Annotated in this window: 11 protein-coding genes; 3 read left to right on the plus strand and 8 right to left on the minus strand. The window is 64.0% G+C overall.

From position 1 onward, the window contains the following. Window positions 1–58: 58 nt before the first annotated feature. Window positions 59–1,750 carry an L-lactate permease gene (locus PGC08_RS17250; protein ID WP_271708980.1) on the minus strand — a complete coding sequence of 564 codons (1,692 nt, stop codon included), beginning with the start codon at window positions 1,748–1,750 and terminating at the stop codon, window positions 59–61. 215 nt (window positions 1,751–1,965) lie between these two features. Here PGC08_RS17250 and PGC08_RS17255 point away from each other — a divergent pair, with 215 nt between their 5' ends. Then, window positions 1,966–2,772: a FadR/GntR family transcriptional regulator gene (locus PGC08_RS17255; protein ID WP_271708981.1), complete on the plus strand. Its 807-nt coding sequence runs from the start codon at window positions 1,966–1,968 to the stop codon at window positions 2,770–2,772. Window positions 2,773–2,808: 36 nt separating this feature from the next. Here the strand turns inward: PGC08_RS17255 and aztD are convergent, their stop codons facing one another. From aztD to aztB, 4 genes are all read right to left on the minus strand, one after another. Further along, window positions 2,809–4,059 carry a zinc metallochaperone AztD gene (aztD, locus tag PGC08_RS17260; RefSeq protein WP_271708982.1) on the minus strand — a complete coding sequence of 417 codons (1,251 nt, stop codon included), beginning with the start codon at window positions 4,057–4,059 and terminating at the stop codon, window positions 2,809–2,811. 82 nt (window positions 4,060–4,141) lie between these two features. Next, window positions 4,142–5,065: a zinc ABC transporter substrate-binding protein AztC gene (gene aztC, locus PGC08_RS17265; RefSeq protein ID WP_271708983.1), complete on the minus strand. Its 924-nt coding sequence runs from the start codon at window positions 5,063–5,065 to the stop codon at window positions 4,142–4,144. Then, complete coding sequence (locus tag PGC08_RS17270; RefSeq protein WP_271708984.1) at window positions 5,065–6,297, minus strand: outer membrane protein assembly factor BamB family protein; 1,233 nt, start codon at window positions 6,295–6,297, stop codon at window positions 5,065–5,067. Before PGC08_RS17270 ends, aztC begins: the two co-directional genes overlap by 1 nt. Window positions 6,298–6,306: 9 nt before the next feature. After that, the gene (gene aztB, locus PGC08_RS17275; protein ID WP_235350525.1) at window positions 6,307–7,158 is read right to left on the minus strand and encodes a zinc ABC transporter permease AztB; all 852 of its coding nucleotides are present in this window, start codon (window positions 7,156–7,158) and stop codon (window positions 6,307–6,309) included. A gap of 29 nt (window positions 7,159–7,187) precedes the next feature. On the opposite strand from aztB, the gene aztA reads away from it, so the two are divergent. Beyond that, entirely contained in the window at window positions 7,188–7,820 is a 633-nt protein-coding gene (aztA, locus tag PGC08_RS17280) for a zinc ABC transporter ATP-binding protein AztA (RefSeq protein ID WP_127363332.1), read from the plus strand. 47 nt (window positions 7,821–7,867) lie between these two features. Here aztA and PGC08_RS17285 read toward each other — a convergent pair whose 3' ends face one another. Both PGC08_RS17285 and PGC08_RS17290 read right to left on the minus strand, forming a co-directional pair. Further along, on the minus strand, window positions 7,868–11,548 hold the full coding sequence (locus PGC08_RS17285; RefSeq protein ID WP_271708985.1) for an efflux RND transporter permease subunit: 3,681 nt from the start codon (window positions 11,546–11,548) through the stop codon (window positions 7,868–7,870). Between the two features lie 313 nt (window positions 11,549–11,861). Continuing rightward, a complete protein-coding gene (locus PGC08_RS17290; RefSeq protein ID WP_271708986.1) occupies window positions 11,862–13,061 on the minus strand; it encodes a CobW family GTP-binding protein in 1,200 nt (399 codons plus the stop codon). Window positions 13,062–13,149: 88 nt separating this feature from the next. On the opposite strand from PGC08_RS17290, the gene PGC08_RS17295 reads away from it, so the two are divergent. Beyond that, the gene (locus tag PGC08_RS17295) at window positions 13,150–13,608 is read left to right on the plus strand and encodes a Fur family transcriptional regulator (RefSeq protein ID WP_009884302.1); all 459 of its coding nucleotides are present in this window, start codon (window positions 13,150–13,152) and stop codon (window positions 13,606–13,608) included. Between the two features lie 13 nt (window positions 13,609–13,621). Here PGC08_RS17295 and PGC08_RS17300 read toward each other — a convergent pair whose 3' ends face one another. Further along, complete coding sequence (locus PGC08_RS17300) at window positions 13,622–14,662, minus strand: GTP-binding protein (protein ID WP_271708987.1); 1,041 nt, start codon at window positions 14,660–14,662, stop codon at window positions 13,622–13,624. Window positions 14,663–14,723 lie beyond the last annotated feature (61 nt).

Genomic DNA, 14,723 nt, shown 5'->3' on the forward strand with positions numbered 1-14,723 from the left:
GGGGTCTCTTTCTCTTCAGTTCGTATTCTTCAGGGTTCAGTCTTCAGCTCGCTGGGCCTCACGCCCCGCCGGGAACCATCCAGGACAGGACGGTCGACTGCAGGCCAACCAGCAGGCACATGACGACGAGCATGCCCAGCGACCACCAGATGACGCGGCGGAAGATCGAGGCTTCCTGGCCGAGGAGTCCGACTGCTGTAGCTGCGATGGTGAGGTTCTGCGGGCTGATCATCTTGCCCACGACTCCACCGGAGCTGTTGGCTGCCACCAGCAGAACGGGATCGATTCCGGCCTTCGTCGCGGCAGTCTGCTGCAGCGTCGCGAAAAGTGCGTTGGCACTGGTGTCAGAACCGGTCACTGCTGTGCCGAGCCAGCCGAGGATTGGTGAGAGGAAGGCGAACAGCGCCCCGGTTCCAGCGATCCAGGTGCCGATTGTGATCGTCTGTCCTGACAGATTCATGACGTAGGCCAGTGCCAGGACAAGTCCGACGGTGAGAATGGAGAATCGCATTTTGGCGACATTGTCGACGAAGACCTGGACTGCGTCCTTGGCGGTCATCTTGTACACGATGGCGACGATTATGCCTGAGGCCAGCAGCATCGTGCCCGGTGATGACAACCATTGGAAGTTGTAGACCGTGCTCGTCGACAGCTCCCCTGCGGCGGTCATGATGTTCCCGTCCAGTCCCGGCCAAGGAATTTTGACATCGGTGCTGGCCAGCCACTTGTCGATGACTGGGATCAGCTTGGCACCGGAGAAGATGACGATGACGATGAGGTAGGGAAAGAGCGCCATGAACACGCGCTTACCGGTCAGAGGTGCCGCCTTCGTGTCCGCCGAGGTCGTTACGGCAGCGGCTGCTCCACCGGCATCAGGCGCGCTGGCCTTCTCCCGACTGCGTTCGTCGGCCATCTTATCCAGGGCGTCCTGGCCGCCGACGGGCTTCCAGAACTGGAGCATGATCACTGCAGCGGCAAGGCCCATGAGCGAGGCGATGATGTCGGTCATTTCGACCGAGAGATAGTTCGCGGAGACGAACTGTGCTGCTCCGAACACGATCCCGACGACCAGAGCAAGTGGCCACAGCTGACGCAGTCCTCGCTTGCCGTCAACGAGGAAGATGAGGAACAGCGGCACGACGGCAGCCAGCAATGGAGTCTGGTGACCGACCATGGCTCCGATCTCCTTGTAGTCGATCCCGGTGAGGTTGCCGGCGGTGATGATCGGGATGGCGATCGCACCGAAGGCGACCGGAGCGGTGTTGGCCACCAGCACGACGACTGCTGCACGCATGGCGGTGAAGCCGACTGCGATGAGCATGACACCGGTGATGGCAACCGGGGCACCGAATCCGGCCAGGGCTTCGAGCAGTCCGCCGAAGCAGAAGGCGACCAGGATCGCCTGCACGCGAGGATCATCGGAGATGACGTTGATGACCAACCTGAGATCTTCGAAGTGTCCCGACTTCACCGTCAGTTCGTAGAGCCAGATGGCGGTGATGACGATCCACATGATCGGAAACAGCCCGAAGGCGAATCCCTGGCTGGCTGAGAGGCCAGCCAGCCCGACCGGCATGCCGTAGACGAAGATGGCAACGATCAGGGCGACGATGACTGCCGCCAGGCCGGCCCAGTGGGCTTTCCATTTCAAGAACCCGAGGGTGACGAAGATGGTCAGCAGCGGCAGCAGCGCAACCAGCGATGACCACAGGAGGCTGTCTGCAAGTGGGGCGATTTCAGGAGTGTACATATTTTCTCCTGCACGGCCGGTGCTCGACTACAGCGTCTGCGTTTCGACGTTGAACGCGCCCGAACATGCATACTCGATGGGTTTCAGTATGTCCTTTGTGTGGTCAGACCACTAAAGTGAGTGTAGGACCGAATGTGATCCAGGTCAAGGTTCTGCCCTCGATGAGGCAGGGTCCCACTCATGGGATGATGGCGAGGTGCGAAAAGTGAGTACTCATGACCAGTGAATCAGTCAGCAAGGACGACGACACCGCCGCAGGTCACACCGTCAATGCGCCTCAGGGACCGAGCTGGAAGCCGGTTGCCCGATCGAGCACCCACGAGCTCGTCATCAATGCGATCGAGGAGCAGATCACCTCCGGGTCCCTCACCGTCGGCGATCCGCTCCCCTCGGAACGTGAGCTGGCCGCCAAACTTCAGGTCAGTCGCGCCGCGGTGCGTGAGGCGCTGCGCGTCATGGAGTCCCTCGGCGTCGTCGTGTCGAACGTCGGCTCCGGCAAGTCGGCCGGCACCTTCATCGCCTCCATGCCCAAGGAGGCCCTGACTCGGTTCCTGCGCCTGCATGTGGCCCTGGCGAACTTCAGCATCGAGGAGGCCATCGAAACGCGCATCCAACTCGAGCGCTCAAGCATCACCCTGGCGACCGGACGGGTCCACGACGACGCCTTGGCCGGCATGAATGCCTCACTGGCGATCATGGACACACCGGGCGTGAGCTTGGAGACCTTCAATGATGCCGATACCGCCTTCCATGTGGCCATCGCCCATGCCTCGGAGAATCAGCTGCTCTCAGATCTCACGGAGGCCATCCGCGGCTCTCTGCGTCGGCCGATCCTCGATGCCTTCCACGAGGTCGAGGATCCGCGCGCTCTGATGGCGCAGCTGCAGGAGGAACATCATGCGATCATGCAGGCGATCGTCGACCGCGACACCGATCACGCGGTGCAGCGGACCGAAGACCATATCCGATCAGCCACCGCCGCCCTGCCGCGCCTGACGCAGAGCCGGCAGGAGCGCGGATGAGCGCGGGGCCGGCAGGAGCGCGGATGGGCGCGGGCGTCAGCCGGTCACACCGGTGACTTCGTTGCTGGCGTGGGGCAGTTCGGCGCTCTTCTCAACTTCGCCGGTGGCCAGATCCACGATGTGAAGCTGACTCTTGTCAGGTTCGGAGACGTAGGCCTTCTCCCCCTGCACGAAGAGCGTCGGCCGGGGCTGCTGCCAGTCGACAGGTTCCTTCCATGCTTCGGTGACCGGGTGTGAGTCGGTGATCGTGCCGGACTCCGGGTCGATGACGTTGAGCTTGCCGTCGGTGCCGAGCACAAGTGCCTCACCCTCGGGTCCGCGGGCCAGGGAACGGAAGCTGTACGAGGAGTCGAGGTCGACGAGTTTCATCGTCCCGGTCTCCGTGTTCGTCAGGGTGACCTTCTCCGGACGTTCGAGTTCGGCATCCTCGTCGACCTTGTAGTCGCCGAGCACGACCGGCGAGTCATCAGATCCTGCCTGATTGCCGATCCGACCATAGCTGTCCGGGGAGTCGACCTTCGTGAACTTCCCGTCCTTGTAGTAGAGGATTCCATCCTCACAGCCGACGGCGATCGCCTCGTCCTGGGCAGCGGCCTCCCCGTGGACGCCCGGGCAGTCCTCATTGCGGGCGATCTCATTTCCTTCGGCATCAACGACCTTCGCCCCCGAGCGCTCCTCCTCGTTGCCGATGGTGTGCAGCACGTTGCCGTTCTCCAACTGCACCGCCACACCGTGGTGTGCCTCCTCTGCCTCTTTGACTTCGGGTTCGGGTGCGCCGTCATGGAAGGCGTCGGTATCGAAGATCTGCATACGCCCGTCGCCGTCGCCGAAGAGCACTGTCGAACCGCCGTGGCGCACGACGTGACCTGGGGTATCGGTTTCGTATACCCTGTCGGTCAGCTGCGGCGAGCCGGCAAAGCTGTGGGTATGGTCGCCGTGCTCTTCGGTCCAGACTCCAGCATCGAAGAGCTGGAATCCGTTCGCTACCGACACCATCCCATGACGTCCGTCGCCGACTGGATTCACTCGGTTGAAGCCCTCGAGCTTCGTGTCGTCGATGACCTCGAGGGTCCTCGCGTCCAGGGTGAGGATGCCGCCGTCATAGGTGGTGATCAGCCGTGGCTGCGTCTCCTCGACCTGTTCGGCGTCCGAGGGTTCCGCTGTGTCTGCCTGCTCGCCGCTGTCGGGGTCGGCCTCCGCGCCGGTGCCGCCGCATCCGCTCAGCAGGAGGGCGGTGACGGCCGCGCTCGCAGCCAGTGGGGCGATCAGGGTGTGTCGTGTTCTCATTCTTCTCTCTTCCCTATTTCCATGATGGCGTGTCTGTGATCTGTGGTGGTGCGAGGCTGTGTGCCTCGCGGAGAAGCGCTCGTCAGCGGGGCACGAGTCCGTCTGCGATGGCCTGCGCGTTGGTTCGCTGCATGTCGATGTAGGTTCCGGCCTCCCCGTCGGCTTCGGTCAGCGATTCCGAGAACAGCGCTGTCACTTCGACATCGAGGTCGACTTCATCAGACAGTGCCTCGGCGAGCTTCTGCGGCTGCGAGGAGTCCGCGAAGATCGTGGGCACGCCGGCATCCTCGACCGTGCGGGCAAGCTCTTCGAGATCGGCTGCCGAAGGTGAGGCCAGTGTGGTTCCGCTTGGCAGCACCGCCCCGATGACCTCGAAGTCGAAGCGCTTCGCGAAGTAGCCGAACACGTGATGGTTCGTCACGAGCTTCCGGTTCTCGGCAGGGATCGACTCGGCGATCTCTTCGATTTCGGCATCGAGGTCGTCAAGCTGCCCCCGATACGAGGTCACGGACGGTTCGATCGCCTCGGCGAGGTCATCACCGACCTCCTCCCCCAGCGCCGAGGTGATGACATCGACGGCGGCGACCATCCGCGCGGGATCGGTCCAGAAGTGCGGGTCGGGCGTCCCCGCACTGCCGCCCGAGGTGTACTCAAGGGGATCGATGTGCTCACCGACCTCAAGGACGCGCACCCCTTCGCTGCGCGCGTTGTCGAGATTCGCCGACAACCCCTCTTCAAGCCCCAGTCCGTTGCCGATGATGAGATCGGCATCCTCCATTGCTCCGGCTTCCTTCGCCGAGATGCCGAAGGAATGCGGATCGGAGTTCGGCTTCATCAGCACCGTGACCGCCGCGTGGTCTCCGACGAGGCTGTGCACGACATCGCCGAGGATGTTCGTCGTCACCACGATCGACGGCTCATCGTGTCCTTCCGCGCAGGCGGTCAGTGATCCGAGCGTGGCCAGCGTGAGCGCCACTGCTGCGAGGTGGTGCCGTCGTGTGCCCATCACCGCCCCGTCACCGCCAGGCTTGCGGGTGCCCCGCCGAGGTCGAAGCTGCGCGCCTCACGCAGGCCATCGGCCGGGTCGAGTTCGAGCACTGTTCCCGAGGCAGGGTCGCTGACATAGGTGCGTTCGCTGTCCACGGCCACCGAGGGTCCGGCTCCGTGGCCCTGACTCTTCGCGTCGAAGGGTGCGATGAGCTTCTTCCTCGTCAGCACCTTCCCGGTCTCCGGGTCCAGCGAATAGATGGTCCCGTCTTCGTCCAGAGCCACGACCGCGGAATCGTCGGGGGCGATGCCGGCGGAGACCACCTCGGCGTCGGTGTCGGCGAACGTCCACTCGTCCGTCGTCGCATCGAGGATCCCGATTCCACCATCATCGAAGGGGGTCGCGGCGAGGTCTCGTCCGACCTCCACGGACCACGTGCGCTCATCTGTGTCCTCGGGGTAGGGCAGCACCTCGGCGTCGAAGTCCTCGTCGACCCTGATCACGCCGTCGGCGCAGGCGAAGACCAGTCCGTCACGAGTGACGCCGGTGCCGTGGATCTCGTCGCATCTCGCATCGATCGGCGAGGCCTGGCCCTTGTCGTCGTAGACGGTGAGTTCGGAGGGCAGATCCTCGGCCTCGTCTCCTGGAAGTGTGGACACGAAGTGGTCTTCGAAGGGGATCGTCACTCCGTGGTGGGCGCCCGGTTTCACGGTGCCGAGCTGGTTGAGTTCGCTGTCGCCGAGTGCGCTCCGGTCATAGATCTTCGCTCGGCCCTCGCCGTCGAAGAAGAAGGCCACCTCTGTCGGCGTCGAGACGACGTGCGCGGGGTCTGCACCGTCGATCTCACCGATGGTCTTCGGCTCGGCCTTGTAGTAGTGCCTGTGGTCGCCGTGGTCGACCGTCCATGCCCCCGTGTCGACGGCTGTGACCGTTCCGGCTTCACCATCGCCGAGGTAGAGGTATCGGGAATCTGCTCCCGACAGGGTCGTCGCCGGTGAGCCTTCGACCGTCTCCACGACGTCCTCGGTGAGCAGGTCGACGACCGAGACTGCGCCGGTGTTCGCATCGCTGACGGCCAGGCGCAGCTGCGGCTCATCGGCCTCCTCCGCGCCTTCGACATATCCGTGGGGAGCCGTCGACTGGCTGGGACTTCCGGCCCCGTTGGCCGATTGCTGTCCCTGGCACCCGGTGAGGGCGAGCAGTGCGATCAGTGCCGCGCTCGGCGCGGCGAATCCTGTTGTTCTCGTCATGAGATCTTTCTATTGATAATGGTTCTCATTGTGTTGAGAATATCGTAGCGCACTTCTCACCCGCCTCGTCACGAGCACTGCGAAGAAGACGAGGACGGTGAGCAGCGCAATGGTCGCGCCGGCAGATGTCTGGGCATACCAGCTCACAAGCAGCCCCAAGAAGCACGCGCTCGCACCGATCACCGAGGCGGCCGCCATGATCACCCCGACGCGGTCGAACAGGAGGCAGGCTGTGGCCGGGGGTCCGATGAGGAGCCCGAAGACGAGGAGCGTGCCGACGACCTGGAACGATGCGACGACCGCCAGGGCCGTGAGCATGAGCATCGCAATATGGGTCCAGCCGGGCCGCAGGCCCAGAGTTGCCGCCTTGCGCTCGTCGAAGGCGAGCGCGAGGAACGGTCGGTGCAGGAGAGTGCAGGCCAGCACGCCTAGGCAGGCTGCGACGGCGAGGACGATCAGGTCGTGACCGCGGACACCGAGCACGTCACCGAACAGGAAGCCTGTGAGGTCGACGGCAAAGGATTGGGAATGGGACACGATGACCACGCCGACGGCCAGCATTCCGACGAAGAGCAGTCCGATGCCGACATCCTGGGACAGCTTCGATTCGCGAGACACCCAGGTGATCCCGGCCGCCATCACCAGGGCGCTGGCCGCTGCGCCGATCATGAGGTGACCACCGAGGAGCGCCGCGATTGCGACTCCCGGCAGCATCCCGTGCGACATCGCGTCCCCGAAGAAGGCCAGGCCGCGCAGGACGACCCAGGTGCCGATGCACCCGCACAGCACCGCGGCGAGCACACCGGCGATGAGGGCGCGGAGGACGAAGGACACCTCGAAGGGCGCGAATAGGAATTCCATTCGATGATGATAACCATTATTGTTATAGCGTGGACAATCCGATCACCCTCACCAACCTCAGCGCTCACTATGGTGCCCATCTCGCTCTCGACCAGATCACCCTGGCCGCGCCCCTGGGCCGAGTCACGGCACTCGTCGGCGCCAACGGCTCAGGCAAGTCAACGGTGCTCATGGCACTGGCAGGCCTGCTCAGACCGACACAGGGATCGATATCCGGCCTGCCGTCCACTGTGGCTTTCGTGCCACAGCGCAGTTCTGCTCCGGACCACCTTCCGATCACCGTCAGACAGGTCGTGGCCATGGGCAGATGGAGCGCACGGGGCCTCTTCGCCCGCCACAGCAGTGATGATCAGCGGATCGTCGACGACTGCCTCGCTCAGCTGCACATCGACGACCTCGCCTCGCGTCGCCTCGGGTCACTTTCCGGGGGTCAGCGCCAGCGTGCCCTGGTGGCGCAAGGTCTGGCACAACGCGCGGACCTGCTGCTCCTCGATGAACCTCTGGCCGGAATCGATGCCCGCGCGGCCGAGGACATCACCCTGGCCATCGACTCCGAGCGCAGCCGCGGCGCCACGATCGTCATGGCCACGCACGAGCGCACCCAGGCAGCTCGGGCCGACCACGTCGTCCATCTGCGCCAGGGTGCGCTCGCGTGTGGGTGAGCACTCACCAGAACTCTCGCGGCGGTGAACCGTCGCCGCACGGAACCTCACTCATCTACGGGACGGGCGGCCACCTCGGCGGTCTCTTCATCGATTCTGTGCTGATCGGCCTCATGCTTAGCCTCCGCCTTCGCCTCTTTGTGTTCCGCCCGGCGCTCCTTGCGCCGCTCGACAAGGAGGTAGAGGGCGGGCACGAGGATCAGGGTCAGCACGGTCGAGGAGGTGAGGCCGCCGATGACGACGATCGCCAAGGGCTGGGAGATGAAGACTCCCCCACCGGTGAGTCCCAGTGACATGGGCACGAGGGCGAAGACCGTGGCAGCGGCAGTCATCAGGATCGGGCGCAGACGCAGTCGGGTGCCGTGGATGATCGCGTCCCACAGCCCCATCCCGTGCTCGCGCAGCTTGTTGACGAGGTCGATGAGCACGATCGCGTTGGTCACCACGATGCCGATGAGCATGAGGAGGCCGATGAGCGAGGGGATGCCCAGCGGTGTGCCGGTCAGCAGCAACAGCAGCACGGCACCGGTAGCGGCGAAGGGAATCGACACGAGCAGGATGAGCGGCTGAACGAAGCTGCGGAAGGTCGCGATCATGACGAGGAAGACCAGCGCGATCGCCACGAGCATGGCCCATCCGAGCTGGGCGAAGGAGTCGGCCTGCTCCTGGCTCGCGCCTCCGACGTCGAAGCTCACGCCATCGGGCAGATCCATGCTCGAGGTCAGTTCCTGTGCCTTCGCGGAGACCGGGTTGAGCTGTCCTTCGGCAGGGGTGGCGAACACTGTGACCTGACGGTTGCCGTCCTCCCGGGTGACCGTGGCGGGGGTTTCGGTCTCGTCGACGCTGGCGATCTCATCGACCGTGATCGGGTCACCCTTGATGTCGGGGATCGCCGCCTGTTCGTCGGCGAGGTCCTGCTCCTCGGCCTGGCTCTCCTCCTGCTCGCGCTGACTGTCGACGAGGTCGTCGATCGCGTCGTTGGCCTCGTTCAGGCCCTTCTCTGCCTGCTCGACGCCTTCTTCCGCCTGTTCCACCTGGGCGGCGGCCATGTCGCCGGGGCTCGGAGCCGGCGGTGGATTCTGGGCATCGCGCAGAGCCTTCCGGGCTTCTTCGAGCTGATCGGCGGCGTTGTCGCGGGCCTCCCGGGCCGAGTCAAGCTGATCGGCTGATTCCTCTTCAGCCTTGGCCTTGGCTTCCTCGGCTCTGCGGTCGGTCTTCTCTTCGACTGCGTCGGTCGCGTCTTCCTGGGCGTTCTGCGTCTGCACCTCGGTGACCGGAAGCTCCAAAGCTCGGATCTCGTCTGGAGTCGCATCGGGGTGAGTCGGGGCGAGGAAGATGTCCCGCTCCTTGCCCTCCAGCGTCAGAGTTCCGGCCTCACTTCCGTGCAGGGCCGCCGCAATAGCCTGTCCCACCTCGGCCTGGCTGTAGCCGTAGTCCGCGGCCTTCTCCCGGTTCACATCGACGTGGATGATCGGCTGATCGGAGGCGAGGTCATTGCGGGCGTTCGTCACCCCTTCGGTCTCACTCATCTTCTTCGTCACGGAATCGGCGGCCTCGTTCAGCGCTGACAGATCAGAGCCGGAGAGCTTGATCTCCACGTCCTCGTTCGCACTGCCTGAGGCGTCTTGGAGATCGATCTCGCCGACGTCGTCGCCGAGTCCGTCGATCTGGTTCGACAGCCGGTTCGTTGCGACCTCCGCTTCGGAATCGTCCTTCAGGGTGATGTTGAAGGAGTTCTCCGAACCGGTCTCGGGTCCGTTGACGGTCGTTGAGTAGGTGTCGACGTCCGGGTCGGAGGCGAGGACGTCTTCGATCTTCTTCGCCGCCTCATCACTGGCCTCGAGCGAGGCTCCGGCTGGCAGAGTCTGCGCGATGTAGAGAGAGTTCTGCCCTGCGGACCCGAGGAGGTCGGTCTTGAGGAAGCTGGCCATCATCATCGTCACGGCGAAGATCGCCACGGAGATGACGATCGTGCGCCATGGGTGTCGAAGTGCGGCCAGGATAGCCGGCAGGCTTCGCTGCTGCAGACGGTCGACCCTGTCCGAAGCCTCACCGTCACCGGGCATCGGCGTCACCGGAGCATCGGCAGTCGCCGCCGGGAGCAGCGTCTTGCCCTTGGCGCCGCGTTTGGCATTCTTCCTGTCGATCTTCGACTGTCGTTTCTCAGCGCGCTTGATGCCCTTCTCCCGATGCTTCCGGGCCCACGCCTCATAGCTTGCGTCGGTGGCAGCCTGGCGCTTCGGCGACAGGGGCTTCGGGCTCTTCCGCAGGACCCAGTAGCTGAAGACCGGAACGATCGTCAGCGCGACAAGGAGCGAACCGAGCAGAGCCAGTGTCACGGTCACGGAGAAAGGACGGAACAGCTGTCCGGCGATGCCGTCGACGAAGGCGATGGGCAGGAACACTGCCACGGTGGTCAGGGTCGAGGCCGTGATGGCACCGGCCACCTGCTTGACCGAGGCGACGATGTCATCAATCGTCAGGTCGCTCGTACCCTGCCGTCTGCGGATGTTCTCGATGACGACGATGGAGTCATCGACGACACGGCCGACGGCGATGGTCAGGGCGCCCAGGGTCAAGATGTTCAAGGTGTATTCGCCGACCATGAGACCGATCATCGCGATCAGCAGCGACATCGGGATCGAGATCGCGGCGACCACGGTGGACCGGAAAGAGCCGAGGAAGGCCAGGATCACGAGGATCGCGAAGAACAGTCCCAGTCCACCTTCGACCGACAGGTCATGGATCGACTTCTCGATCTCGGGAGCCTGATCGAAGATCGTGGAGAAGGAAACGTCGTCGCCGAGTTCGGGCCCCATCCTCTCGAGGACCTCATTGACTCTGTGGGAGACCTCAACGACATTGTCGTCCTGGCCCTTAGTCACCGACACCGTCACGGCGTCCTTGCCATCGGCACGCGAGTACGAGGTCTTATCCACGGAATCGAGTTCGACATCAGCGACGTCGCCTAGCAGGACCGTACCGTCAGCAGTGCGCAGCGGGGTCTTCTCGATCTGGTCGACCGCGTCGAGTTCATCGCCGACCTCGACTGATAGGGACTTGTTCCCGTCTGCACTCTGCCCGGCGGGAACAACTGTCCCTGCCGCGGTGAGCTCATCGGGCACCGAGGTGGTGACGACGTTCTTATCGTTGACGTCGTCGGGACGGAAGCTGATGTTGACTCGCCGCTCGTTCTGCCCGGCCAGGTCGACGCTGGAGACGCCCGCGACGCTTTGGAGCTCGGGGACGAGTTCAGTCTCAACCAGATCGCCGAGCTTCTGCGAGTCCTCGCCCCCGGAGACGGCGAACATGACCACCGGGACGTCGTCGATCTGCTGGGACAGCACCTCCGCCTCGGCGCCGTCGGGAAGGTCTGCCTTCGCAGAGTCGACGGCCGAGCGCACAGAGTCCGTCATCTCCTCGGCATCCTTGCCGAAGGGCCAGGTGACGTTGGCCGACATCGACCCCGCCGAGGAGGTTGTGCTCACCGTCTCGAGGTCGCCGACCCCTTCGAGCGCGGTTTCGATCGGCTTGGTCACCGATTCCTCGACGACCTCGGGTGAGGCTCCCGGAACCGTGACCTGCACCGAGGTACCGGGCAGCTCGACCGAGGGCATCGTCTCCTGATTGAGCGAGGTGGTCGCAATGACGCCGAAAACGGCGATCACAAGGGTGAGCAGGCCGACGATGAGGCGGTTCTTCAGACTCATCCTGGTGATCAGGGACACGGGTTCCTCCGGGTTTTGGGCATGCGGGAGCTGCGGATGGGTGATCGGGTGATTTTGTGGAGCGGTGTCGGCGGGGATGGTCCGGGCGAGGGTGGAACGAGTTCAGTCTTTCAGGCCGGGCTGGTCGACGCGTCCCCCGAAAGTTGTCTTCTTCCTCCCCCAAAAGGCTGAGTGAGGCATGGGAGGTCGGTCATGATTCGATCATATGAGCGCAGCAGTCTGCAGGCGCGGGTGTTTTCCTCCGTCTTGGATTCCGGAAATACCACAATCGTGAGCGTGATGGGCTTCGGCGCAGATCGGCGCCTCACTGCGTTCAGCTGTGCAGGCGTACGTAGTGGCGGAGTCTCTCCACTCCGTTCGTGCCTCCGTCACTGTGCAACGCGGCCTTCAGCTGCGCCCTGACAGCTGCTTCGTCGAAGGACTCGCCGATGACGACCAGCGCGCTCTCCCAGCGCTCCTCCTGCGGTGCCGTCCTCGACTGCGGTACGGCTGTCGGCTGCGGCGCAACGGTCGGCTGCGGCGCAACGGTCGGCTGCGACGCGACTGTCGACACATAGACGTTCGGGCCTACCGCCTGGAGGCCGTAGCGCCGGCGTCCGGCCCTGTCGTCGACGAGAATCGAGCCCTTCACCCGGTAGACCCCGGCCGGCAGATCCTCAAGGAAGTCCAGCACGGCGCCGGCGTCGGCACACCCGCTGGCAGTGATCGTCACCGACTGTGCATGATGGTGGACGGGGACGCTCTCACCTTCGCCGTCGATGCCTTCCTGAGCGGCTTCGGCGTAGGCCTGTCGGATGAGTTCCCGGATCGGAAGTTCAGCTTGGATGGGTTCTGCGCTCTCATCCCCGGTTGAACTGTCACCCGACCGTGTTCCATCGCCGCCTCGTTCGGCCCCTGAGCCGGGGTCGAAGATCAGCGCCGGGTCGAGACGGCCGAAGCTGGTGCCGACGACGAGGAGTCGCGGATTGCGCTGATGGACCCGTTCCCGGATCGCAGCGACAGCCGTGTCCCGGTCCGCGACGGGGAGCTGATCGAGCTTGTTGACGAGCACCAGGGTCGTTGCCGCGTAGCGCATCGGCGGTGCGGTTTCGGTATCGACCGTGGCGGCATGCATGGTGGCGTCGACGACGTCGATGACCCCGCCGAGGTGGAAGCGGTGGTGGCCCATGCGGGTGACCATCCGTGCCAGTGTCAGCGGTTCGGCGAAACCGCTGGCTTCGACGATGATGGCGTCGAGACGCAGGCGCGGTTTCGCGAGTGCGGTGAGTGCGTCTTCGAGCGAAGTGTCATCATCAAGGCAGCAGATGCATCCGCCCGAGATGGAGAAGGGCTCATCGACCTGCCCGACGACGAGGCCCGCGTCGATGTTGAGGTCGCCGAAGTCATTGACGACGACGCCGATGCGTGCATCGGGATGGCGCAGCAGGTGATTGAGGAGACTTGTCTTTCCCGCCCCCAGGTAGCCGGTCAGGAGGATCACCGGGACGGCTCCTGCGGACTGCTTCCTGTTCACATCTCCTCCACATCTGCCATCGGGACGCTCGTCATCCGCTAATGGTAACGTTTTTCATTAATACCCGAACACATCAACGTATGCGCATATGCTCACAGAACCAATTGCGCTGCAGCGTCGGAGGCACAAGGACATGACGGCTGAAGAACCCAAGAAGACCCGCAGCACGGCCCAGAAGGCCGTGATCCGCTCCGCGCTCGAGAGCGAGAAGCGCTTCGTCTCCGCCCAACAGCTCCATCGGACGCTTGAGGATCAGGGCCACACAGTGGGGCTGGCCACCGTCTACCGACAGCTCAACGCCCTGAGCGAATCCGGGCACGCCGACTCCATCACCATTGCCGAGAAACAGCTGTTCCGCGCCTGCGCCCAGGACGAGCATCACCACCACCTGGTGTGCGAGAACTGCGGCAAGGCCGTTGAGGTGGAACCGCCCAGCGAGGACTGGATCACCACCACGGCTCACTCACATGGATTCGAAGTCACCCGACATGTGTTCGAGATCTTCGGACTCTGCGCTGAGTGTGCCGCATCTGCCCAGAGCAGATAGCGACCCCGTAGAATCACTTCGTCGCCGTGCTCCAGTCCGGGAATCGGTCTGGGAAGCCCGCCCAGACTATCGGCCCGGCCGCCAACTCCGCATCACTGAGGGCAGCATTGTCGAGGACCCGTCGCAGCAAGGGTTCATCGATCCCGATACCGACAAACGCCACGTCCTGACCAAATGCCAGGACCTCGCCATCGGCACCGAGCCTGCCATCGAGCTCCAGGGGTGAGAGCGTGAAGAACCCTCCCACCTGGTCCCATTGGCCGGTGATGTGCGGTCGGGTAGCCAAACGGGCGAAACCGGCCGAACGCAGAATCCGACCGCAATGCCCCTGGAAGAGGCACGAGGTCAGTGCCTGGTGAAGTCGTCCGGGATGGAACGGCCGCAGCTGCTCGTATCGGCACGCCACGACTCCGCGCGAATGGAACTTCGGCCTGAATTCTCCATTGAGGATCGAGACCCAGCCCGCATCCGGCACCCGCTTCGCAAATGGCCGCCGCCCCTCGCCATGGACGTGGTCGGAATCGGCAATGAGGCACTGGTCAGCACTCGGAGCCAGATGGCTGAGCAGCGCGGCAGCCTGCTCGAGTTCCGCGGACTCCAGCACCCCTGAATTGACGATCGCGATCGTTGAAGAGAACTCGATCTGACTCACGAGCAGCTCCGCCCTCGCAGCGAGGATACCGCCCTCGCCCTCGCCGCCCATGGCCGGTAAGCCGACATAGTCCGGGGACCCTATATCGACGAGCATGTGCCCGACATCGAGTACGCAGACAAGGTCGATGAGGCGCGTGTCCGCACCGGCTGCATTGAGTGATCCCACGATCTCCATCACTGGCGTCTCGAAGGGATACTCCAGCACGATGCCATGTACCTGAGATGCTCTGCGGAGGAGGTCGACCGTGCGGTCCACCACTTCGACACCCTCGGCGGTATGTTCCGCGGGAACGAGGACGAATCCGCGCACCGCAGCCAGACGCCTGGCGTAGCTGCGCCGCTCCTCCACGCACATGCCCGTCACGGCGATCACATCGACGTCGGCCTCAATCTTCGGCATTGGCTTCCTTCCCTCGAAGAACCTAGTATTAACGTTAATAATACTCGTTCTCAATAAGGAG

This window comes from Brevibacterium sp. BDJS002, assembly GCF_028201555.1.
In the GTDB taxonomy this organism is placed as follows: Bacteria; Actinomycetota; Actinomycetes; order Actinomycetales; family Brevibacteriaceae; genus Brevibacterium; species Brevibacterium aurantiacum.

Excerpts from the sequence above, each read along its gene's own strand:
- PGC08_RS17250 (WP_271708980.1), bottom strand. The coding sequence starts at position 1,750 with ATGTACACTCCTGAAATCGCCCCACTTGCAGACAGCCTCCTGTGGTCA.
- PGC08_RS17255 (WP_271708981.1), top strand. The coding sequence starts at position 1,966 with ATGACCAGTGAATCAGTCAGCAAGGACGACGACACCGCCGCAGGTCAC.
- aztD (WP_271708982.1), bottom strand. The coding sequence starts at position 4,059 with ATGAGAACACGACACACCCTGATCGCCCCACTGGCTGCGAGCGCGGCC.
- aztC (WP_271708983.1), bottom strand. The coding sequence starts at position 5,065 with ATGGGCACACGACGGCACCACCTCGCAGCAGTGGCGCTCACGCTGGCC.
- PGC08_RS17270 (WP_271708984.1), bottom strand. The coding sequence starts at position 6,297 with ATGACGAGAACAACAGGATTCGCCGCGCCGAGCGCGGCACTGATCGCA.
- aztB (WP_235350525.1), bottom strand. The coding sequence starts at position 7,158 with ATGGAATTCCTATTCGCGCCCTTCGAGGTGTCCTTCGTCCTCCGCGCC.
- PGC08_RS17295 (WP_009884302.1), top strand. The coding sequence starts at position 13,150 with ATGCTCACAGAACCAATTGCGCTGCAGCGTCGGAGGCACAAGGACATG.
- PGC08_RS17300 (WP_271708987.1), bottom strand. The coding sequence starts at position 14,662 with ATGCCGAAGATTGAGGCCGACGTCGATGTGATCGCCGTGACGGGCATG.